Origin of the sequence: Nitrosomonas communis (assembly GCF_900114745.1) — a bacterium.
In the GTDB taxonomy this organism is placed as follows: Bacteria; Pseudomonadota; Gammaproteobacteria; order Burkholderiales; family Nitrosomonadaceae; genus Nitrosomonas; species Nitrosomonas communis_A.
On sequence record NZ_FOUB01000002.1, the window covers coordinates 116,356 to 138,346 of the forward strand.

A 21,991-nucleotide genomic window follows, 5' to 3' on the forward strand; every position below is an offset into this window, starting at 1 on the left:
GCAGACAGTATAAATAATACGGCAAGGTGAAGCCGACAAAGTCAGTTTTGATTTAGAAATGGAATTACATTTAGTTCGTCTGGGTTACCCATACTTGTCGCTTAAAGACCAGCATTGGGACCTGGAAACCAATATATTTTCAGCACTATTCAAAACCGCGATTGGCAAGATCAACCCTGACCTGGAAGAGACCAATATTGACCGCTTGCTGGAAGATGTGAAACTGGCGTTAGATAATGAGGATTTAGGCAGAGCTTTCCACGAGAAACTCACCGCCCGCTCAGGCATCAAGATGATCGACTTTGAGAATTTTAACAACAACAGCTTGCATGTCGTTACCGAACTCACTTACCAAAACGGCGACGAGGAGTTCAGACTCGATATTATCCTGCTCGTCAACGGCATGCCGCTGGTGTTTATCGAGGTTAAAAAGCCCCATAACCGCGAGGGCATGCTGGCGGAGCGCGACCGGATCAATAAACGTTTCCAAAATTCCAAATTCAGGCGTTTTGTAAACATCACCCAGTTCATGATCTTCTCCAACAACATGGAGTACGATGATGGTGAAGTTCAGCCCATTCAAGGCGCATTCTATGCCAGCCCGTCTTACCAAGAACCCAAGCTCAACTATTTCCGCGAAGAAGAAATCTTGAATCTCACGGCCTTACTCAAGCCATTATCAGATGAAACCGAACTGAACGTGCTGAAAGATAACAACCTGGAAGTCATTCGCAGCAATCCCGAGTTCATCACCAATAAAGATCCCCACCGGCCGACCAACCGTATCAGCACCTCATTGTTGAGTCACGAGCGACTGGCTTTCGTTTTGCGTTATGCCTTGGCTTACGTGTTTGAAACCGACGGCTTGCAAAAGCACATCATGCGGTATCCACAGTTATTCGCTACCAAAGCCATTGAACGCAAGCTGAACGACCGAGGCAGAAAAGTTATTATCTGGCCACACGCAGGGCAGCGACAAAACTGCGCTCGCCTACTATAACGTGCGCTTTTTAACCGATTACTTCCAGTACCGGCACATCATCGCCAAATTTTATTTCATCGTTGACCGGCTCGACCTGCTGATTCAGGCGAATCGCGAATTCACCAGCCGCGGCTTGACTGTGTACACGATTGACTCGCGTGAAACACTCAGCCGGAACATCAAAGTCACGCAAGTCATCCACAACCACTCCGGCAAGCCGGAGATCACGGTGGTCAACATCCAAACATTCAAAGACGATCCTGATGTCGTATCTACCAAAGACTACGATATCGCCATTCAGCGCGTTTACTTTCTGGATGAAGTGCACCGCAGCTACAATCCTAAAGGCAGCTTCCTGGCCAATCTGGATCAATCAGATCGCAACGCGATCAAAATTGGCCTGACCGGTACGCCACTCCTAGGTGATGACTACAACTCACGCGTACTATTCGGCGACTATATCCACAAGTATTACTATAACGCGTCTATTGCCGACGGTTACACCTTACGGTTGATCCGGGAACAAATCGCGACCCATTACAAAATCACGCTACAACAGGCACTGGCAGAAGTCGAAGTGCAACAAAGCGGCATCGACAAAAAATTGGTCTATGCTCATCCCACCTTTGTTGAGCCGATGCTTGATTACATCGTCGCTGACTTCGAAAAAAGCCGTGGCGCACTCAATGATGCCAGCATTGGTGGCATGGTAATCTGTGACAGCTCGGAACAAGCTAAACAGATGTTTGAAATTTTCAACGCGAAGTATGCCAAAGGCCCCATGCCGGCAGTAGAACAAGTTAATGACAATGACCTTCCCTATTCGAAAGCAGCCCAACCAGAAAGTGCTTATTGATTCCAGCGCAAACAGAGCAATCGAGTGACATCCGCGGCTTTGATTTTGCACGATGTCGGCGCCAAGGAGGCGCGCAAAGACTGGGTAGAGGAGTTCAAAGCAGGCAAAATCGACTTCCTGTTTGTCTACAATATGCTGCTCACCGGCTTTGATGCCAAGCGCTTGAAAAAGCTTTACCTGGGCCGCGTAATCCGCAAACACAATCTGCTGCAAGCCTTGACGCGGGTCAACAGCACCTATAAAGACTTCCACTATGGCTATGTAGTGGATTTTGCCGACATTCGCCAGGAGTTTGATGCGACCAATAAGGCTTATTTTGACGAACTGCAAGCCGAGCTTGGCGATGAGATGGAGCATTACTCCAAGCTGTTCAAATCGCAGGAGGAAATCTTCACTGAGATTGAACATGTCAAGAACGTGCTGTTCCGTTTTAACATCGAAAACGCCGAAGTGTTTTCGCAGCAGCTCAGCGAACTACAAGACCGAGAGAGCGTACTGGCGCTGAAAAAAGTGTTGGCCGACGCCAAGAATCTGTACAATTTGATCCGCTTGCAGGGGGAATATGCTTATTTGGAACGGCTGGATTTCCAAAAACTCAATCTGCTGTATCGGGAAACCAGTAACCATTTGGACTTGCTCAATCTTAAAGAAACCCTCGAGCAAGGCACCGATACCGCTAACTTATTGAATGTGGCGCTGGAAGAGGTGATCTTCAAGTTCACCAAAATCGGTGAAAAAGAACTGGTGCTGGCCGATAAGCTGAAGAACACCCAGCGCCGTACCCGCGAAACGCTGGCCAGCAATTTTGACCAGCAAGACCCCAAGTTCGTTACGTTGAAGGAAGAACTGGAACGCCTGTTCAAGAAAAAGAATTTGTCCGAAGTCACTCAAGAAGAGATGAATGCCAACATCGATGCCCTGAATAAGATTCATGAGCGCATCAAAGAGCTTAATCGCCAGGACGACCAGCTGCGCCAGAAATATCAGGGCGACGCCAAATATACTCGCATTCATAAACGGCTAATCGAACATGGCAGTATTTCTGACTCGGAGCGCAAAATCTTCGAGGTTCTCAGCGGAGTGAAACAGGATGCTGACGAGCAAGTATCGCAAAACACACAGATTCTCGGCAATGAAAGTTATTTCAAGCGGGTCATGATGCCGCTGGTCATCCACCGCTTTATGAAACACCAACAAATCAAACTCAATCCCGACGCCTCGCGCTATATCAATCATTTGGTCGTCGCGGAATATTTGAAAGAATTTAATATCGGAGCAGGTGCGTGGTAGAACTGTAGTTCCAACAAAAAACCAAAACCCTGATCGACAGCCTGAAAAGTACCTGCGCCAACTATGGCCTGGGCAACGATGGCAACGAATTCAAAATCATCACCCAAACCTTTTTGTACAAGTTTTTAAACGACAAATTCGCGTTTGAAGCCAAGTAAATCGACCCATCCATCGCCACAGCGAAGAAATGGGAAGAAGCCCTGGCTGCGCTGAGCGAGGGTGATCTAACAATGCTGCAATTGCAAATGGGAGCGGATATCGCGCGGTTGAAACCGACCCATTTCATCAGCTACCTGTTCAGCCAGCAGAACGCGCCGGATTTCGCCAAGCTGTTCGATGATACCTTGATGGATATCGCCATCAGTAACAACGACGTGTTCGCGGTCAAGACTGACGGCGGCGCCAAGGTGGTGCTGTTCGACCGGCTGAGCCAATACATCGCCGAGGAATTCAAACGCAATGCCTTCTGCCGCGCGATCATCAACAAACTAGTGGAGTTCAGGTTCGAGCGCATCTTCAACCAAAAATTCGACTTCTACGCCACGATTTTCGAATACCTGATCAAGGACTATAACAGCAACAGCGGCGGCAAATACGTGGAATACTATACGCCGCATGCGGTCGCCCGCATCATGGCGGCAATTCTGGTACCCAAGGAACAGCAAGGCAAAATCAAAAACGTCAGTTGCTATGATCCGTCCGCCGGTTCCGGTACGCTATTGATGAACGTGGCCCATGCCATCGGCGAAAATCGTTGCAGCACATACACTCAGGACATTTCGCAAAAGTTGTCCAACTTGCTGCGCCTCAATCTGGTCCTGAACAACCTGGTGCACTCCATCCCCAACGTGATTCAGGGCAATACCCTGCTGTACCTGTACCATAAGGATGGCAACGAGCTGAAGCGTTTCGATTAAATCGTTTCCAATCCACCATTCAAGATGGATTTCAGCGATTACCGCGATGAACTGGACACCAAGACCAGTAAGGAGCGATTCTTTGCTGGCATTCCGAAGGTCAAAGCCAAGGCCACGGACAAGATGGAAATCTACCAGTTGTTCCTGCAGCACATCATTACTTCGCTCAACGCTCAAGCCCGGCGGCAAGGCGGCGGTGGTGGTACCGACCGGATTTATCACCGCCCAGGCCGACATCGACAAAGGCATCCGCGAACACTTGGTCAAACACAAAATGCTGGCAGGGGTGGTGTCGATGCCGAGCAACATCTTCGCGACCACTGGCACCAATATGTCGATTCTGTTTATCGATGCCAGCAATAAGGCGATGTGGTGCTGATCGATGCATCTAGTCTCGGCGAAAAAATCAAGGACGGTAAAAACCAGAAAACGGTACTGACGATGGCAGAGGAGCAGCGCATTATCGATGTGTTCAACGGCCATCGGCAGGAAGCGGATTTTTCGGTGGTGGTCACTTATGAGCAAATCGCCGCCAAGAATTATTCGCTCAGCGCGGGTCAGTATTTCGATGTCAAGATTGAATATGTGGACATTACGCCGGAGCAGTTTGCCGAGAAAATAAAAATGTTTAATGACAATTTGGAGAGTTTATTTAGCCAGTCGCGGGAACTGGAAGCAAAGATTAAAAAGCAGTTGGCGGGGTTGAGGTATGACTAATTAGAGACGTCAAACCCTGGGTGAATTTCTTTCTCTGCAAAGAGAGTATGATTTAACTTCGGATGAACGTGAAGCAGGAAATGTTCCAGTAATAGGAGCTGCTGAATAGAATGGTTTCCATAATAAAGCGCTAGCTAATGCTCCGGGGATTGTTGTCGGTCGAAGTGGTGGCTCTTTTGGTCAAATTCACCTTGTGATGAAAGATGTCTGGCCACACAACACAGCAATGTTTGTGACGGATTTTAAAGACAATGATGCCTATTTTGCTTATTACCTTCTCGAGAACTTTAATTTTAATCAGTTTAATTCTGGTAGTGCGCAGCCCTCTCTTAACAGAAACTTTATTTATCCAACCAGTATTAATGTTCCCGTACCTAAGGAACAAAAAAATTGCTTCCATACTTCTCGCTCTCGACACCAAAATCGAACTCAACAATCGCATCAACGCTGAACTGGAAGCAATGGTAAAGACCTTATACGACTACTGGTTTGTGCAGTTTGACTTTCCCTTCGACTTCGCTCAGGGCAAGCCCTTCGACTTCGCTTCATGCCCTGAGCAGTGCCGAAGGAAGGGTAAGCCCGATGCCAACGGCAAGCCCTACAAATCCTTTGGCGGCAAAATGGTCTACAACCCAACCCTAAAACGCGAAATACCGGCGGGGTGGTCGGCTAAGCCTTTGTCATCGATTACCAATGTCAGCAATGACTCTCTCAATCCAGCCGATACTCCTGACAAGGCGTTTAAGTACTTTAGCATTCCTGTTTTCGATGAGACGAATATCTATGGCATAGAACAAGGCAGAACGATTGGTAGCAATAAATTCAAAGTGAAAGAAACCGATCTTTTGGTTTCAAAGCTTAATCCGTGGTTTAACCGCGTCATATATGCAATGGATGAAGAAGATCAGATTTGCTCTACAGAATTTGTTGTCTGGAGAAGCCCCAGTACCGGAATAAATAATTTCTTGTATCATATTGCGACGTCCCCACAATTCATTGTGCATTGCACACAATCTGCCACTGGTACATCCAATAGCCACAAGCGCGTGAATCCAAATGTCATGATGCGATTTCTTCAGCCATTTAATAGAGAAATTGTTGAATTATTCGGACAAATAGTAGAGCATGTATTGAAGCAAGTAATCGTAAATCAGCGTGCAAATACCGAATTGACATCTCTACGCGACTGGCTCCTTCCGATGCTTGTGAACGGCTAAGTCACGGTTCAATCAGTAATGGAATGAGCATTAGCTATCAGGCAGAGTTTATCGGCTGGCAAAATCTTACCCTCAAAGACCTAGTGGTGGCCTATCGCAAGCCGAGATTTGTATTGCAAGATTTTGTAACTGTTGTGACTGGATTCCGGCCTACGCCGGAATGACGGATGAGCGAAGAATTGGCGCTATACTGTGAATTCGATCTCGTTATTGATATTCTCCGGGCTGGTGACGCGACGAACCCGCTCACTCAAGAGACAGCCAAGACTGATCGATAGCACCCACTTTTAAGAAGAAGTCTGTATAGCAAGATGACGAGAACGCGTGATATAAAGTCAACCAGCCAGATCAATTATACGATGCACGCTATAGATGCCGCCATTCCGGCGTAAGTCGGAATCCAGCGCAGTGACTGAACTTATGCAGCCTTGTGTTTACCTGTTGGCTATCCGTAGAAACGGCACCTTGTATGTGGGTGTGACATCCAACCTCGTCAAACGCATTTGGGAGCACAAGAATAATGTCGTCCAGGGATTTACCCAGAAATACGGTGTTCATATGCTCGTATGGTTTGAACTGCATGAAACCATGGAGTCGGCAATCCGTCGCGAAAAAGCGATCAAGGAGTGGAAACGTGACTGGAAACTGAAGCTGATCGAACAACAAAACCCTGCATGGCGGGATTTGTATTCCGAGATTTTGTAATTGTTGCGACTGGATTCCAGCCTGCGCCGGAATGACGGATGAGCGAAGAATTGGCGCTATACTGTGAATTCGATCTCATTATTGATCTTCTCCGGGTTGGTGACGCGATCCATCCGATCACTCAAGAGACGCCAAGACTGATCAATAGCACTCACTTTTAAGAAGAAGCCTGTATAGCAAATGACAAGGACACGTGATGTAAAATCAACCAACCGGTATCAATTGCACGATGCGCGCTATAGTGCCGTCATTCCGGCGTATGCCGGAATCCAGCGCAGTGACTGAACTATGCAACCTTGTGTCTACATATTATTCCATTTCCAAATCAAAAACGACGCGAAGGCGAACCGCAGACAGTATAAATAATACGGCAAGGTGAAGCCGACAAAGTCAGTTTTGATTTAGAAATGGAATTAGCTAGCCACAGAAATGGTACTTTGTATACTGATGTGACATCTAACCTCATCAAACGTGTTTGGGAGCATAAGTACAATGTCGTCAAGGGGTTTACCAGAAATAGGGTATCCATACGCTCGTATGGGTTGAGCTACATGAAACCATGGAGTTGGCAATATGCTGGTATCGATTACATAATATGCCATAGTATTGTCATGCCGGCGTAGGTCGGAGGTTCGGGCCTTTATAAATCATGCTGTCGATTACCAGGCACCATGCACCAGGCGGAGGCGCAGCTTGTAATATAATTCTAGCTTGAATAATAAGCTTTCTATAAAATTTCCTGTTAAAGGTAAATTCATATGAATGGTATTCAAAAAATTGCAAATCAAGTGGTAGATCATTTTAAGCAGGAGCTCACTGCTGAGGCTCTGAATTGCTTATCGCCTTCTGATTTCGACAGGCTTACCGTTCTGATCAGAGATGCGCTTTCGCGGGATAGGGAAGAGGTAACTGATCAGCTGAAAGCGTTAGCGCAAGATAAAAGAGGATATAGAGGAGTTTGATTTAGGGCTATAGTATTAGGCAAGCTGATGAAGAAATTTGCTAAGTGAGAAAAAACAGCATGCCTTTTTAACAGGTGTAGGTGCGGTAAAGTGCGCGTAACCGTTTTCATTCATTGAACTTAGCTCATTTGAATGAAGCCAATCGACGGCGTTCTCGTTCGGTTTTATCAAATTTTGTTCAGCTAGCAGTTTTCACAATCAGTTGTCTTCTTTTTAAGCATTTATAGATACATCTTTCGATGTGTTTGTCAAAAGAGCGTGTACAAGAAAATCAGTTAGTCCCAATAAATTAGGTATCTAAAGATATCATTTGCTGATCAATAATAATCCCGGTGTCGTCCTATTCCAAGGAAACCGAGCAAACCGATACCAACAAGAGCGAGCACGCCAGGTTCAGGACTAGTCGCTGCTGGAGTTGGTTTCTCGACTGCTGCGCCACTCGGGTTTAGAGTGAGGTGGTCATCAAAGGAAGAGCGACTAGAGAAAGCGCTAACATTCGCATTTGATAGGTTGAAATGATAAATTGTACTTAATCCCTTCGAACTGGAACTATTGAGGAAAGTAAAGAAATCATTATTATTTCCAGCTTCCAAATGGGCAAATTTAGTTGGATTAGCTGTTGAGATCGAAGTATCGCCACTCTCAGTGATAAGATTCAATTCGATACCTTCTCTCGGATTGGCATCACTCTGCAGTGTGTTGCCAATTGTTACACTTGTGGTGAGCGGGATTGCCTGCACACTAGGACTGGCAAATGTTAAAACCAAGGTGAGTGAAAAAGATTTAAGCAGGGTTTCTAGAGGTGCCATAGCTGAAATACTCCTTTGCGGTTATACGATTAAACAATGGGAGACATTGTGGCTAATTCCTCGTTATGCGACCATCGTACCGACGTACATTGTACTTTGGTCTAAATCTGTCAGAAGAGTAGATGATAGGTAGCTTAACTTAAATCATGAGGTAGAACAAAAAATGAGAAATCTTTGGGATTGCGGATTCATGATTGTTGTTGTGTACGTGATGATAGGTTTAACCAACTCGGCATTTGCTCAAGGCAGTGCGATTAACACGAGGATTGAATTTAAAAACAAGGGCGAGATCGTTCGAATCCTGGATTTGGAAGAATTCACAGCGATTGCATCTGAGCGCTTTCTCAAAATTTATGAGCCACATGAAAAAAGAATGCGTACTTATCAAGTTTATTCAGCACGGTCACTTTTTGATCATGTTTTTGGTAAAAACTGGAGAGAGGCAGAAGAGATTGTTTTTCTCTGTGCAGACGGTTACCAGCCAAGCATTCCCGTAGCAAAGTTTCTTGCATACGATGCCTATTTTGCTTTTGCTAGTGCAGATGATTCACCGTTTATGCTGGAAAACGTCTTGCAGAATAATGGAACGGTTGAATTGGGGCCGCTATACCTGGTATGGGATAATCTGAAGTCAACTGAATTACGCGAAGAAGGGGCAGTCGACATGCCTTACCAGATAAAAGAGGTTGAACTGGCCTCTTTTTCTGACCGTTTTCCAGCGCTTTTTCCGCCAGCCAATGCATCTCAGCAAGTACAGCAAGGCTTTCTCCATTTTCGCAAGTACTGCATTGCCTGTCATACCATCAATGGTCAAGGTGGCGGCAAGGCGCCTGAATTAAATTATCCGCTTAGTGTGACCGAGTACATCAAGCCAGAATATCTGAAACGCTGGATTGATGATCCATCCAGTATTCGCTATAACGCGACCATGCTGCCATTGGCAGCTGAGATTCCAGCACGGGAAAAGGTGATAGAGGAGCTTATCGCTTATCTGAAAGCGATAAGTACGGTAAAACACCTCCCCACCACAATCCCATAACTTGTCACTCCGGAACTCTCCAGTCAGCAGGTTAATCCAGCCGGTCAGTTTCCTTTCTGTGCTGAATTATTGCCAATTTATGTAGGCAGAAATACCGAGGAAATTGACCCACTGGTTTTGATCCTGAATTAAGCGCGTGCCATCGGTATAAGTCCACCCGCTCCAGGTCCACTCGTTCGTTCTAAAATAATCCAGAATATAATCCAGGCGAAGGCCCAGATTCTTTTGTAAGGCATATCTTGCAAATAAATTCCATCTGCCTTGCTTGAATTTAATATCGGGTACAGGTGTATTACCAGGGCAACAATCAACTTCAACGATTGATTGTTTAAACTTGTCAGTAATTTCAGAGTAGGTAATGTTGGTGCCGATATCGAGTTTCTCATGGGGTTTACCATTTATACCAACACCAAATGAAGTACTCAAATTTTCCAGCTTAACAGACCAAGGCACGCGCGGGGCAGGTGTTCTGGAAGCTTGATCAATTTGTGTCTCGTTCCGTGAGAACCATGCATTTGCTTGCAAATTCTCAGAAAATGTGTAAACAGCATCCAGCGAGTAGTTTCGTGCTATACCTTTTTGCATACCAAAGCCTGAGTTATTACGGTCGCCATTATAATCGTCCCATGAGTGGTCTACCGCGGCTTGCACGGATAGAGGCTCAAAAGGCTCCCAATTAAGTAATAACCGCACTTTGTCCCGATTGCGATCAGCGAGATTAATCGGCGCGATCAGGTTAAAGAATGGTTGACCTGTTGCTGTGGTTTGGGTTAAAAAATGTGAACCCCAGCGGTCACTGTGTATATATGAAATAGTTCCTGTCAAAGTTTCTGCCAAGCTACGCCTTAATTCTACGCGACCGGATAGTTCGTCGGTACTATTTCGATGGCCTGTTGTTTGAGGTGTTCCCGTCCGATCCCAGTGCTCATAATCAATACCACCAATCAGGCGCAAATTCATTGGCAATGCGTAGCTCGCCTCAAATTTATTGGTAAAGGTCCTGAAAGAACGTGGGGTGTTAAATCCAGTCCAGCGATTTCCATTTAAATCAACATTAAATGCGTTCGGGTTGTAAAGAAAAACAGGCGTTTTATCCTCACGATCTTCATAGCGGAAATTTGCCAGTAAGTTAAGTTTGGATAACGGTCGAGAAGTAAGGGCCGCTTGCACTAATGTGGTGTCCACCTTGCCATGCAGATTACTGGGAGCGCCAGGAGCTGCAAGCTGGGTTGGAAAAAAGCCATCTGTTTGGCTTGCTATTGTATAGGAAGCTTTGAATGTGCCCCGTGTATGGGGGTTAAACGAATACCCACCAGACAAAAACGCCTGGTGGGCTTGATTGTCGGGTGGCAGTGCGATGGGAGTAAATAAGCCAGGTGCAAAAATTCCGCCTACACTGCTGCCGCCAGTAGTGGTCAAGGCTTTATTTTTGTTTTCAAAAAGTGTTCCATAGTATCCTCCGGATAGCTGGAGATCTTTACCGTTGTAATTGAGGGTTGCTCCAAATATACGCGTAGTGTAATTAATAGGCTCAGGAAGGAATTCATAACCACCTACTGCAGTAGGTCCAGGAGGACCTAGCCGATTGCCTCGTCCGAATATGCGGGCGCCATCTTTATCTTCATTCTTGAAATGGAGTTGCAGTTCCAAATTTGCGGGAAGGAATTTATTGATACCAAACGCAAAGGATTCTCGTTCGGTTTTAAGGTGCTCAGGGCCGCCCGCAGTAGGAGTAGTAGGAACTTGAAGTTCGGAGCTGCCGATGCCTCCAACTGCAGTATTGGCTGTGAAGGGTTCATACCGTGGTGTCTGGCTGAATTCAAAAAAGTAGCCCCAATTACCCTGTCTACTATGTTCAAGCCGGATATCCCGGTTCTTGAAACCCAGGTTACGACCTTGTAGCTTAAACCAAGTGCCGGTATCGTCATTTCTCCTCACTATGTCAAGATTGAAAATACCGTAAAAACCATCGTCACGTAAGCCATTAAATTGACCAAAACGAGCATTATCATTGAATAGATAGCCTGCACCAAAATTAATAGTGCTCTGCGGTTTAGTTAGCCGTTTAATATTCTCATCTTGTTCTGCCCAAACCGAGCTAGCTATGATCAGCAAGGTAGCGGCAACTTTGATCTGAAAAGAAAAAGGTAATTTCATGTTGCTGTTTTTCCTGTTGACTAGCGTTGAAAGAGGCCTTCATTGCGAACATTTTCTGGATTATTGCTGCCATGAATGTTGGTGTGGCAGTTCATGCAACCTCTCGCGAGTGTGTTTCTCGCATAAGCTCCTGTGATCGTTCCGAGGGAACTCTGGTGAGTATTGGGTTCATGACATTCCTGGCACAGGAAAGGGGAACGCACTTTGAGCAAGTTAGGTGCTGTAGTACCGTGCGGGTTATGGCAGATTGCACAATTTTCCTGGGCGGGTGGATGGTTATAAATAAAGGGTCCGCGCTTTTCCATGTGGCAAGTAAAGCAAGTTTCATTCACGCTATCGCGTACTGTCATGCTTGGTCCAGCTGAGCCATGCGGGTTGTGACAGTCTGAGCACACCACTTTTCCTTCGCGAATGGGATGACGGGAAGGACGGTTAATCTGGGCGCGTTGCTCCTTATGGCAGGCAAAACATGTTTCTGATTGAGTCATTTTGTCACGGACTCTATCGCGGTCAGTATGAATCTGATGACAAGAAGTGCAAGCTATATCTCGGTTCGCATGAGCACTGCCTATCCAATTCATGCGCTTACCTCCTTGGTGACAGTCCAAACATGCCTGATTTCTCTCCAAAATAGGAGTTGTCGAATTTTTCCCAAAGGTACGTGATGGCATTGGCGGCATCGTTTCCTCGTTATTTATATGCTGATCACTTTCTCCATGACAGCTTGTACAGGTTGGAGTGCGACTATCAGCTACAGTCCCATGTTTGGTTTTGCCAATGGCAAACACAGGATAATCGCTGGTCTCATCATGGCATTTTGTGCATTTTCCATCACCCCGGAGAACGATGTCTGGTGAGTCTTCCTCAGAATCATCTTCTTCCTGCGCCATTGCATTTGGCATAATGCATAGCAAGAGAACTAACATCAGTAACCGTAACATCATGGAGTTTAATTTCTTTAAATCATTTGACATGAACCAAGCCCTCATTAAATTAAATAAGATTGATATTTCTTGTGTGGGGGTTAAGCACAACCGCTAGAAAAAATTAATTTACTTTTAAAGGCAGTCTTTATCTGTGAGGTTTCTCACCTCAACAGGGTTATAAATTTGTAAAGGTAAAAAAGGTATGCTTTTTAAACCCTGAGGTGGCCAGAAAAGCTTCTAACTACTGAAATAAATATGTGGCAATAACGTTGAGTAGGCGTAATGCTTCAATAGTAGGAGACTTTTGACTGCACTTGAATGAGTTGATAATTAATTGGTATCTGTAAATGCCGGCGTTGCTAGCACCATAGATAAGCTGATACTGCTCGCAATTTGAGAATATTTACTAATGCTTCATACCTAAAATTTAAAAATTAAGATAAAACTTCCAAAAACTTGATTTAGCGAAATCACCATCCAATACCGGAATCAACCCTAGAGGTTATTGATTTTTTTGTTGTTGATACTGATAAGCAGGATTAAAAAATTAAGAAGTAATTATTAATAATTATCAGTTACAGTGCTTTGATATAAATCAAAAAACAATTAATAATAATTATTATTTATGTTTTTATAAGCAATATCCGTGCCATTATATTTTGTATAATATATTCAATTATTTATTAAAAATATGAGTAAAAGATTATTAATAAATTGTCGCCAATTTATTAATATATCTTATATAAACTCTATAACTATCTGTTTTTACGTGAAATAATTTGTCTCTAATTAGAGACGTAAATGAGATGTAAATAGAAATAATGAAAAATTCTTGAGGGGGGAATCTGCTACTGATAAATGAGCCTGGCAATCGCAGTTGATCACTTAAGGGAAAGGCTAATGTCATGACTAGAGAAACACCTTTTCGCAATCATAGTAGGGACAGATCTGTGGCCTCAATGCATATGTACAATCGGATCATTGAACGCTATACCTTGTCCAGTTGCGGTTTTTAGTATAGATATGTTTGTGGGCTGGGAGGCCGGAGTGAAGGTGTTGGCACAAACAATGGTTTATCTTATTCCATTTCCAAATCAAAAATGGCGCGAAGGTGAGCCACAACAGTATAAATAATACGGCAAGGTGAAGCCGACAAAGTCAGTTTTGATTTAGAAATGGAATGAGAACGATACAACGGTAAAACCCACTAACCAGTACAATCCCATCAATTTATTATTCTAAAATTTTTCAGTTAACAGACTCATCTGAGGGAACCAGTTTCCATTGCGTGCTGAATACTCAAGGCAAGCCCTTTGGCTTCCTGGAAACTCGATTGGTGGGTGACAATGATGGTGACGAAACTCTTTTTATCACTTGTTCGCCGGCAATGTACGGCTAGGTTATAATCGTTGTTGATTAGCGCAACATCATCTGCGCGCTGAAGGATTTGTCCTGTTACTTCAGAAGCAATCGTTGTGTATGCACGACTCAGGCAATTTTTTTGCTAATGTTTAAGGGCAGAATAGTGTAAAAGAGGGACGGCGAAGCACTGACTGCCTGTTTGATGGGAGTAATAAACAGCGTTGCACAAATGATCAGTAAGAATCGTATCAAAGTAATGGTTGGTATAGGCATGCCACTTCCTCCAGTGATGTGCTAAAAAGCATTTGAGGCGTTGAATCCCGTCGCTCTCTGTGTGATGTAAGCATTCCTGTCTGGCTGTGATGCCTATATTTATTTCATATCCTGATCATTGCCATTTTTAGAAAATTACGCTTTTATAGTCGCATAGATTGAGCGATTTTCTCCTCGATAGTCTGTTAGTAATCCTACCACAATAATAATAAGCCCCATGGCAATATAAAAATTCCGAGCGATAAACTCGTCAGCAAAACCTAAGATGAAGGGGATAGCCACTAATACCGGGCCAACTATGCACTCGATCCAGCCTTGCAGCATAAAGGGAATTATCTTGATGGCGCCAAAGGGAAAACCGGAAATCAAGGTAACAACAAGATGAACTGCAGCCAACCCATATGCAAGCATTGCGGGTATTTTGCTTAAACCCAATAAAGTAGGTGCCAGTAAAAATATAACCACTGTCAGGAAATCTAAATAGCCATGGTTACGTGGAGAAATTATTTTCATTTGACTGCTCCTTTCATTGATGGTGAGTAACAGTCAGCACTTTAATACAGCGTTACTGCCAATGTCTGTTAGCAAGACAACATCCCTTATAGTAAATATTGCAACAGCTGAGTTTAATCAAACAATTACTCATTGATTAATGCGGCATCATTAATACAAATTTGCTCGCGTGTATAGTCAAGTAATCCTCGATTTCTAAACTCATTCATGATCGTACTGACTACGGAGCGGCTGGCGCCTACTAAATCTGCCAGCTCTTGCTGAGTGAGGAAAATTTCCAGTGAATATCCATGTTTACATCGTGTTCCAAATAATTGAGCAAGATCCAGGAGCGTTGCAATCACACGTTGGTCAACTGGCTGAGTAAGAATAGTGCGGAGTTTGCGTTCAATCTGTTGCTGCCGGTTAGACATTGTCTCGAAAACAGCCCATGACCACTCCGGCCAGCGATATATCAATTTTTTGAAATCTTCATATTCGATCCGATAGAATGAGACTTTTCCCAGAGCCTGTGCGCTTTCTTGCATGACTGGATTAGCACAATCATGCTGCAGTTGTCCGATGACACACCCTGATCTTATTAAAGCAAGCGTCAACTCATTGCCCTGGATCGTGAGATAAGAAAGTTTTACGATACCTTCTTTTATCCAAAAAAGACTTGCGCAACTTTCCCCTTGGCGATAGAGAAAACGTTTATCAGGAATTTCGATTTCCTGAATGGAAGGACATATTTGCTTCCATTGCTGCCAATTTCGCTCTAACAGCGGATTGAGAAATTCAGCTTTTATATGATCGTGTTTTGAGGAGGACATTGACAGTGCTGATTAAAAATAGGCTAGCCTATAGACTCGATACATCAATCATTCTATTGCTAAATCGATCCCGATTTTGTCGACTTCACCTTGCTGTTTTATTGATGATGTCTGCGGTTCGCCTTCTTATCATCTTTGATTTGGAAATAGTATAAGATACTCAAATGGGATTATATAATGCTGAGAGCTGGTTTTGGTTGGCCCAAAATAATCTGTACGACTTCGACGTGGTCAGTTCTGCCTTTGCTGATTGACTCGTAAGTAGCCACTGATGTATCCCGAAATGATTTCGATCATACCATGAGCTTTATCAAGTGTCTGATTTAATAAATGATTTGTCAGCACCGGTCAGATCAATCCGATCCGACTGTTGCCAGCCTGCAAGAGCCGCCAATATTAAGAATAGCCACATGTCAGCCCATCGGCTATTTATTTCATGTAATTTGATTTAATCTTTCAGCCGTTATGTTTTATCCCCTCAGTTCGGGGAGTGCTTCTTCTTTAGGGATAAACCTTAGCGCTAATCCATTATTACACCAGCGCTCTCCGCGTGGCGGTGGACCATCATTGAAGACATGGCCCTGATGGCCCTCACAGCGTGCGCAGTGATACTCGGTGCGAGGCCAGATCAGCATGAAATCACGTTTGGTGCCGATATGGCCAGAAATAGGTTGGGTAAAACTGGGCCATCCGGTACCGCTATCATATTTATGTTTGCTATCGAATAAGGGTAAATAGCAAGCGGCACAAATGTAGATGCCATCACGATATTCTTGGTTAAGAGGATTGCTCTCAGGAGGCTCCGTGTCTTCTCCAAACAATACTTGGTAAGCCTCTGGTGACAATAAAGAACGCCATGCTTCATGCGGTTTATTGAGCGGGGCAACGGTTATCGGATCGATTTTAATTTTTGTGCTCCTCTGTTGTTCGGCACCTAATTCGCGTGGATAGGATGAGATAAAAGGCAGTGTGATCAATGCAGCCAACCCTTTCAGCCAAGTGCGTTTTTTTATGTGGATCCCCATGTTTTCAAATAAGTTCAGCAAAAATTTGATCGCCAGCGTATGGTATGGTTCAGCATAACCGGCTTTTCAGAATAGCTATCTTAGCAGGTGAGATTGCGCGAGAATGAGGGTTAATGCGTTTATATGATGAAGATGAGCGGACAAGTAGTATACAACCCCACCCGTCCATCGGGCGGGGAGCCACCCACAATGAAGCACGATTATTGACCGCCTGGTTCTGCAAAAGTAACTTCTCAGTTCATTTAATTATCGCGTTGATCCATTTCAACTCTATATTCATGACCATCGGCCAGAACGTAAGGTATGGTCATTTTACCTGCAGTAAGATCGACGCAATTCTCGATCCGATTCACTACGCTATTTACGCTATGGGTTTATTTCATGATTCTACTTATTAACGTTTGAAATAGTATCATTAAATAAATTTAGTAGGGAGGGGGCGGCGGAGGGCTGCCTGGAGGGGGAGGTGGATAGCTGCTAGAAGGAGCACGTTGGGGTGCCGGCTTGCTACCGCTGCTTGAGTATCCCTCGTTGACAAAACGCCCGGGAGAGGGGATGCGATGACCATTGGCATACATGCACTGCATATAAGCTGTATCGTAGCGCTGTTGATTGATATTTCCTGAAGATTGTGCAGAACTGCTGCCAGCCAATCCTCCCACCAATAAGCCACTTCCTGCACCAATGGCAGCACCTCGTCCGCCACCAAAAGCAGTGCCTGCGAGGGCGCCTAATGCAGTTGTAAGAGCGGCGGTTTCCATACCGCTGAATATGGATGCACGGCGTGGCGTTTGTTCGCTGACTTGCTCGCTCGCAAATTGTCTACAGAGCAAGTCATCCGATCTAAATTGCTCAAACGTTTTATCTGCTGCGGGTAAAACCATTACGCCTGGTCCCGTCGGTATGTGAACACATGCTGTGAGCAGCGTGAGTGACAGCAGCGTGGATATTTTAGTAATTCTTGGCATAACGAGATTTCCTTTGAAATTTAATTAAGAAGGCTGTGAAGGAATTTTTACCCAACCATCAGGGCACTTCCTAACATAAGGATAGTACCCTTCTGGTTTTCGACAATAGTGCCAATAATTGGTTTTTGGCTCAGGAGCAGGTTGTGAAACATTCTGTTGTTGAATATAAGCCGGTTTGCTGGGCGGCGCGCTGGTCATGGTTACTGGAAATGCCGGATCAGCCATCACCGCGGGGAAGCCACCTAACGGATAGTAACTTTCAAAACGGCCATAGGGACCAAAGCCAGCATAGCCAAAAGGAACATAGCCACTATAAAAACCCATTCCCCCAAAAGAATCAAAACTGCTGTGGAAACCGAAACTATTATAAGGTGCGAAACCACCATATCCATAATAACCAAAGCCGCTGAAAGGGATGAAAGGATAAAAAGGACCAGATCCCAATCCTGGACCGATACCTAATCCAAATCCAATATCAAAATCATGGTGATGTGCGTGATGCTGACCATGCCAAATACCGTGGCTAAGTCCACCGTGGTTGTCATGTGCATTATTGTGAACCGATTGAACGTTCTGGATATTAATGTTCTGGGTCAAGGAATCACTCTGAGTAACATTGGTGTGGATCGATGGGTCTACCTGAACTGATTCACCCTCCTGGATAGACGGGTCATGCTGAGTGGGATCTGCATTAGCAGCTTGATGAACTGGGGCAAATTCCTCATCCTGAACAAGCTCACCTTCCTCAGGAGGGAGAGCGAGTTCGACAGATTGCTTGTCTTGATGAGCGGACCCAATATCATGGTTAGAGTGATCGCTTGCCATAAAATCATTGAGTTGCTCAAAGTCTCGCCCTGGGCTAGGATTATCGGCCTGTTCAAAGTTTTCCGGCTGACTAAAGTTTCTGTTCTGATAAATGATGCTACTCTGATCGAAATCTGCATCTTGATAAAAGTCTTCTCTTTGGTCAAAATTGCTTGCAAAATCTCCGTTCCAGTCAAAGGTTTCTCCGAAACCGGTCTCACCGAAATCATCACCAAAATCAACGTCGGTATCAAGATCGCCTCCAAAATCACCACCATCAAAGTCGGCATGATTTCCATCAGCGGTCCATGCCGAAGCTGACGATACTAAGTAAACCAAGGCGCCAGCCATACAAATCAGTTTGAATCTGTTCATAGCAATCTTTATTGGAGTTTGGTGGAGTTAACCTGGATATTTCGCCAAGCTGACTTGGCGAAATATCCAGGTTAAACAAAATTAATTATCAAATTAATACCATTCAGTGATGCTCATTGTGCTGGTTTCAGCAGCTAACAATTAAGATGGATTCACTATGTGCGATACTGATTGTCATCTTATCCATCAGATCCTGAATGAAAGCTGAATCTACGGGATTTCCCCCAATATAAGATAACTGTAAGTCATCTTGGTGGTATCAGTGCGTTTTATCTGCCATGTTCTTGGAGATGACTACTGCATGTTTCTTAACGAGCTCCAGATAAGTTTTATTCCATTTCTAAATCAAAACTGACTTTGTCGGCTTCACCTTGCCGTATTATTGATACTGTCTGTGGCTCGCCTTCGCATTATTTTTGATTTGGAAATGGAATTAGCCGTTAGCTAGCAATGCATTGATCAGCTTGGCTTCAATAGATTGATATTGTGGATCTTGATTTCGAGCGCTAGAAGGTTTGTCCCATGCGGGATTCTGTTGCAGGGTACTGATTATATCGGGCCAGTTACTGGGTAATTTTTCTGAAGCAGATACAGTGGCAGTATCGATCTGGTCTACCTGGTAAGCAGCATGACCACGATGCATTAGTTTTGATAACAATTGCTGCTGACGGATATAGAGTATCTGCAGTGTGCTTTCATCCGCACACAACCATTGCATGCCTTGAATTTTGGCTTTGATCTCCTTGCCATAGCGTTTAAATGTTGACCAGCCAGTGCCAGCGATCGCACCCAAGGCAGTGGCTGCTCCTAAACTGAGTCCACCCACCATCAGATCAATTCCTGCGCCTGTCGCTGCACCTTTGAGTGCAGCACTGCCAATATCAAGACCATAAGCCTTGAGTACCCCGGGGGCGAATATATCAAGCTGCCATTGGCCATTGCTTACAGGAATTTTTTGGAGAGCAATGTCTTTCTCTGAGAAGTTAAAAATGGTTAGCAAATCTCTTAAACAGCTTTGTTCGGACTTTCTTACGAAATCCTTTAATTTTTGGGCGGCGGTTGAATTTGCATGACTATCGTTCTGGTTCCGTTTGCTTTCGCGATAGCAGGCAACAGATACAATCAACTCAACGATGCGTTTGGCTGCAGACAAGCAGAGCTGATCCCATACCGTGGCGCGATAATTGATGAGTTTTTGCAATTGATCATAGTGTGATTCCACTAGAGTTTGTAGTTTCTGATACAACCGCTTCTCCGCCTCAAAAGAAAAGGCGACTGTATCGAATTCTAATGAAGTGTGAAGATTGAAAGCAGCTAGTTTTTTTCGCCAGATGGCAAGTTCTGCTGTATGGTTGGCAATGAAATTGAAAACAGGGATGATGGGTTTCATAGCCTTGCTGAGTATCTCGATTTCAATCAGATATTTTTCCAATACAGGCTCGCGCACATCGATAATGTACAATAAGACATCACTGCGCAATATTTGCCTGATGACCTTGGCTTCTTGTTCTAATGGATCATCGATAGACGTGGTTGCAATGAACTTTTCTAATATTTCAATGGGTGAAAACGATTTATGGTGCGTGCCAATCGATTTAAGTTGCCTTAACAGCGCATGAGAATCCTCAATACCTGGGGTGTCGTGTAAATTCAATATGGCTTCATTATCAGCAAAAATAGTTGCCCGTTCAACATGGCGAGTCGTTCCTGCACCATCTTCAATTTTACCGAATTGATTGCTCCGCAGCATAGTGCGAATCAGCGAAGTCTTCCCGGTATTAGTGTGGCCTACCACTGCAATATTTATCAATGAGTGAATATCCTGGTGTGATGCTTTGTCTGCTACATTCATGATTATTGAGTGATAACGCATTCGGCGGGAATAGCGCATGCCTCAGCCGTTCTGAACCATGCGAGTTTGCGTGTGTCGGCAACGGGAATGGCTGCGCGGCTGCGCAATAAAATTAACCAGACTTCTCCAGAGGTATAAGTCATCAGATCTCTGATGGTGCGTTGCACGCCTCTGTCTGGCAGGCGATGAGCAGCCACACCAATCAGCAACGGACTATCGGATTTTTGGATGATATTAGCTGCTTCCGAAAACGATGTCTGATCAATGACATTTTTGCTGCAGTTCATGCCATCTGGCCAAACGATATGATCATCAAGTTCAATCCCAATTGCGAGTGCATTTTGCGGTATTCCCTGGCCAATTTGTCTAGGAGTAATCTTTTTTTCTACGACTATATTAGGGTCTGCATCAATGACGCTAGACTCAAATTTATGCGCCATTAAACGTTGTCGTAAAGTAATATAGTAAGGTAAATAAAGATCTATTTTAAAACGATGCTCAGCTAGTTTCTGCATCAACACAGAAACGAGTAGGAATATAAGGCGAGGCACAATACCGTAGAGCAATAAGGCACTCAACAAAAATTTGGCCCAGGCACTTCTGGTTTCTGCATCTTGTTCTTGTATAATCGCGCTTACTCGGCTTGCTGCAATCTGGGAACTGTCGGGAGGAATCAATCCCCAAAATTTCATGGGCTTGCTTAGCCATTGAGTCAGTTCAGGAAGGCTGCTTTCTGGTAGTAATGTCGTTCCCCAAATAAAGTCATATTGCTTTGCCATCATGAGCAGCACGAGTAAGACTATCCCGGTCGCCAGATAAGTCAGCCAAAATTGATGAGTGAGAATACTGATGCGCCATTTGCCAACTGTACCAGTCAAATTGGCTTCCCACCAGCCGCGTGCGGCAAGTAAAGCAATCGTGTCACTTTCTTTTTCCTTGTGACGATAGGGTAACCAGCAAGCCAGCTGAGCGACAACCCCTGCACTCAATCCCTGTAAATTGAATGAAATCCCTATCACCCACAGCATGATGGAAATTAAATTGAAGCCAAGCAAAACCGCTAATAACCAGTATATGTTCAGCGTGGAAGATTCGCCTATTGCATTACCTGCTGCCAATGCGCCCAAAATTGCCGAGATTATTAAACTTATTCGGCCCGCACGGATAAAAAGTTTTTGAGGATATTGTAATGTTGTGGCTAGCGCATTATCCTGAATCAGGCGCCGGGCACGAGTGGTTAGCCGTTTTAGAAAAACAGGGTAATTGAAATCAGAAACAGCGTGGGTTTCCATATCAGCGATGCTTGCGTATGACAGCGCTTCTGCTTTGCCCGTTTCAATGTGACGCAATTGCTCTAAACGAACCAAATCAGAGAACGTAGTGTTGTGTATTGCCATAACTGTTGATTAAAAGAATGGAAAAACAAAGTG

At 44.5% G+C, this 21,991-nt stretch carries 22 protein-coding genes; 12 read left to right on the plus strand and 10 right to left on the minus strand.

From position 1 onward, the window contains the following. Positions 1-58: 58 nt before the first annotated feature. From BM122_RS23915 to BM122_RS01545, 10 genes are all read left to right on the plus strand, one after another. Positions 59-1,000, plus strand: a complete 942-nt coding sequence (locus BM122_RS23915; protein ID WP_218151955.1) for a type I restriction endonuclease — start codon at positions 59-61, stop codon at positions 998-1,000. Between the two features lies 1 nt (position 1,001). Further along, entirely contained in the window at positions 1,002-1,838 is an 837-nt protein-coding gene (locus BM122_RS23920; RefSeq protein WP_256211823.1) for a DEAD/DEAH box helicase family protein, read from the plus strand. A 24-nt stretch (positions 1,839-1,862) separates the two neighbouring features. Further along, positions 1,863-3,128 (plus strand): type I restriction enzyme subunit R domain-containing protein, encoded by a 1,266-nt coding sequence (locus tag BM122_RS23925; RefSeq protein WP_218151956.1) that lies wholly within the window; start codon positions 1,863-1,865, stop codon positions 3,126-3,128. A 230-nt stretch (positions 3,129-3,358) separates the two neighbouring features. Further along, positions 3,359-4,045, plus strand: coding sequence for an N-6 DNA methylase (locus tag BM122_RS23930; protein WP_218151957.1), 687 nt, complete (start codon positions 3,359-3,361; stop codon positions 4,043-4,045). A gap of 46 nt (positions 4,046-4,091) precedes the next feature. Then, on the plus strand, positions 4,092-4,424 hold the full coding sequence (locus tag BM122_RS24725) for an N-6 DNA methylase (protein WP_371264876.1): 333 nt from the start codon (positions 4,092-4,094) through the stop codon (positions 4,422-4,424). After that, positions 4,418-4,762, plus strand: a complete 345-nt coding sequence (locus BM122_RS23940) for an N-6 DNA methylase (protein ID WP_218151959.1) — start codon at positions 4,418-4,420, stop codon at positions 4,760-4,762. The genes BM122_RS24725 and BM122_RS23940 overlap by 7 nt, the downstream gene beginning before the upstream one ends. A 148-nt stretch (positions 4,763-4,910) precedes the next feature. Continuing rightward, a complete protein-coding gene (locus BM122_RS25785; RefSeq protein ID WP_083398272.1) occupies positions 4,911-5,213 on the plus strand; it encodes a restriction endonuclease subunit S in 303 nt (100 codons plus the stop codon). A 1,174-nt stretch (positions 5,214-6,387) separates the two neighbouring features. After that, positions 6,388-6,684, plus strand: a complete 297-nt coding sequence (locus BM122_RS01535; protein WP_074903109.1) for a GIY-YIG nuclease family protein — start codon at positions 6,388-6,390, stop codon at positions 6,682-6,684. Between the two features lie 38 nt (positions 6,685-6,722). Then, entirely contained in the window at positions 6,723-6,845 is a 123-nt protein-coding gene (locus tag BM122_RS24735) for a hypothetical protein (RefSeq protein ID WP_256211826.1), read from the plus strand. A 597-nt stretch (positions 6,846-7,442) separates the two neighbouring features. Continuing rightward, positions 7,443-7,646, plus strand: coding sequence for a hypothetical protein (locus BM122_RS01545; protein WP_074903032.1), 204 nt, complete (start codon positions 7,443-7,445; stop codon positions 7,644-7,646). 317 nt (positions 7,647-7,963) lie between these two features. Here the strand turns inward: BM122_RS01545 and BM122_RS01550 are convergent, their stop codons facing one another. Then, entirely contained in the window at positions 7,964-8,455 is a 492-nt protein-coding gene (locus BM122_RS01550) for a PEP-CTERM sorting domain-containing protein (RefSeq protein WP_074903034.1), read from the minus strand. A gap of 190 nt (positions 8,456-8,645) precedes the next feature. Here BM122_RS01550 and BM122_RS01555 point away from each other — a divergent pair, with 190 nt between their 5' ends. Continuing rightward, positions 8,646-9,494: a c-type cytochrome gene (locus BM122_RS01555; RefSeq protein WP_256211827.1), complete on the plus strand. Its 849-nt coding sequence runs from the start codon at positions 8,646-8,648 to the stop codon at positions 9,492-9,494. Positions 9,495-9,560: 66 nt separating this feature from the next. Here BM122_RS01555 and BM122_RS01560 read toward each other — a convergent pair whose 3' ends face one another. From BM122_RS01560 to msrB, 5 genes are all read right to left on the minus strand, one after another. Next, entirely contained in the window at positions 9,561-11,651 is a 2,091-nt protein-coding gene (locus BM122_RS01560) for an MtrB/PioB family decaheme-associated outer membrane protein (RefSeq protein ID WP_074903038.1), read from the minus strand. Between the two features lie 20 nt (positions 11,652-11,671). After that, positions 11,672-12,625, minus strand: coding sequence for a DmsE family decaheme c-type cytochrome (locus BM122_RS01565; RefSeq protein WP_218151960.1), 954 nt, complete (start codon positions 12,623-12,625; stop codon positions 11,672-11,674). Positions 12,626-14,347: 1,722 nt separating this feature from the next. Then, the gene (locus BM122_RS01570; protein ID WP_074903039.1) at positions 14,348-14,725 is read right to left on the minus strand and encodes an SPW repeat domain-containing protein; all 378 of its coding nucleotides are present in this window, start codon (positions 14,723-14,725) and stop codon (positions 14,348-14,350) included. A gap of 125 nt (positions 14,726-14,850) precedes the next feature. Further along, positions 14,851-15,537, minus strand: a complete 687-nt coding sequence (locus BM122_RS01575; protein ID WP_074903040.1) for a Crp/Fnr family transcriptional regulator — start codon at positions 15,535-15,537, stop codon at positions 14,851-14,853. A 470-nt stretch (positions 15,538-16,007) separates the two neighbouring features. Continuing rightward, positions 16,008-16,583 carry a peptide-methionine (R)-S-oxide reductase MsrB gene (msrB, locus tag BM122_RS01580; protein WP_256211828.1) on the minus strand — a complete coding sequence of 192 codons (576 nt, stop codon included), beginning with the start codon at positions 16,581-16,583 and terminating at the stop codon, positions 16,008-16,010. 92 nt (positions 16,584-16,675) lie between these two features. Here msrB and BM122_RS01585 point away from each other — a divergent pair, with 92 nt between their 5' ends. Beyond that, positions 16,676-16,960, plus strand: coding sequence for a hypothetical protein (locus tag BM122_RS01585; RefSeq protein WP_074903041.1), 285 nt, complete (start codon positions 16,676-16,678; stop codon positions 16,958-16,960). Positions 16,961-16,987: 27 nt separating this feature from the next. Here the strand turns inward: BM122_RS01585 and BM122_RS01590 are convergent, their stop codons facing one another. The 4 genes from BM122_RS01590 to BM122_RS01605 form a co-directional block, all read right to left on the minus strand. Beyond that, entirely contained in the window at positions 16,988-17,530 is a 543-nt protein-coding gene (locus BM122_RS01590) for a YMGG-like glycine zipper-containing protein (RefSeq protein WP_074903042.1), read from the minus strand. Between the two features lie 24 nt (positions 17,531-17,554). Next, positions 17,555-18,709 carry a hypothetical protein gene (locus tag BM122_RS01595; protein WP_143083267.1) on the minus strand — a complete coding sequence of 385 codons (1,155 nt, stop codon included), beginning with the start codon at positions 18,707-18,709 and terminating at the stop codon, positions 17,555-17,557. A 433-nt stretch (positions 18,710-19,142) separates the two neighbouring features. Continuing rightward, positions 19,143-20,600 carry a DUF3482 domain-containing protein gene (locus tag BM122_RS01600; RefSeq protein ID WP_256211829.1) on the minus strand — a complete coding sequence of 486 codons (1,458 nt, stop codon included), beginning with the start codon at positions 20,598-20,600 and terminating at the stop codon, positions 19,143-19,145. Beyond that, a complete protein-coding gene (locus tag BM122_RS01605) occupies positions 20,564-21,958 on the minus strand; it encodes a DUF2868 domain-containing protein (protein WP_074903045.1) in 1,395 nt (464 codons plus the stop codon). Before BM122_RS01605 ends, BM122_RS01600 begins: the two co-directional genes overlap by 37 nt. Positions 21,959-21,991: the final 33 nt, after the last annotated feature.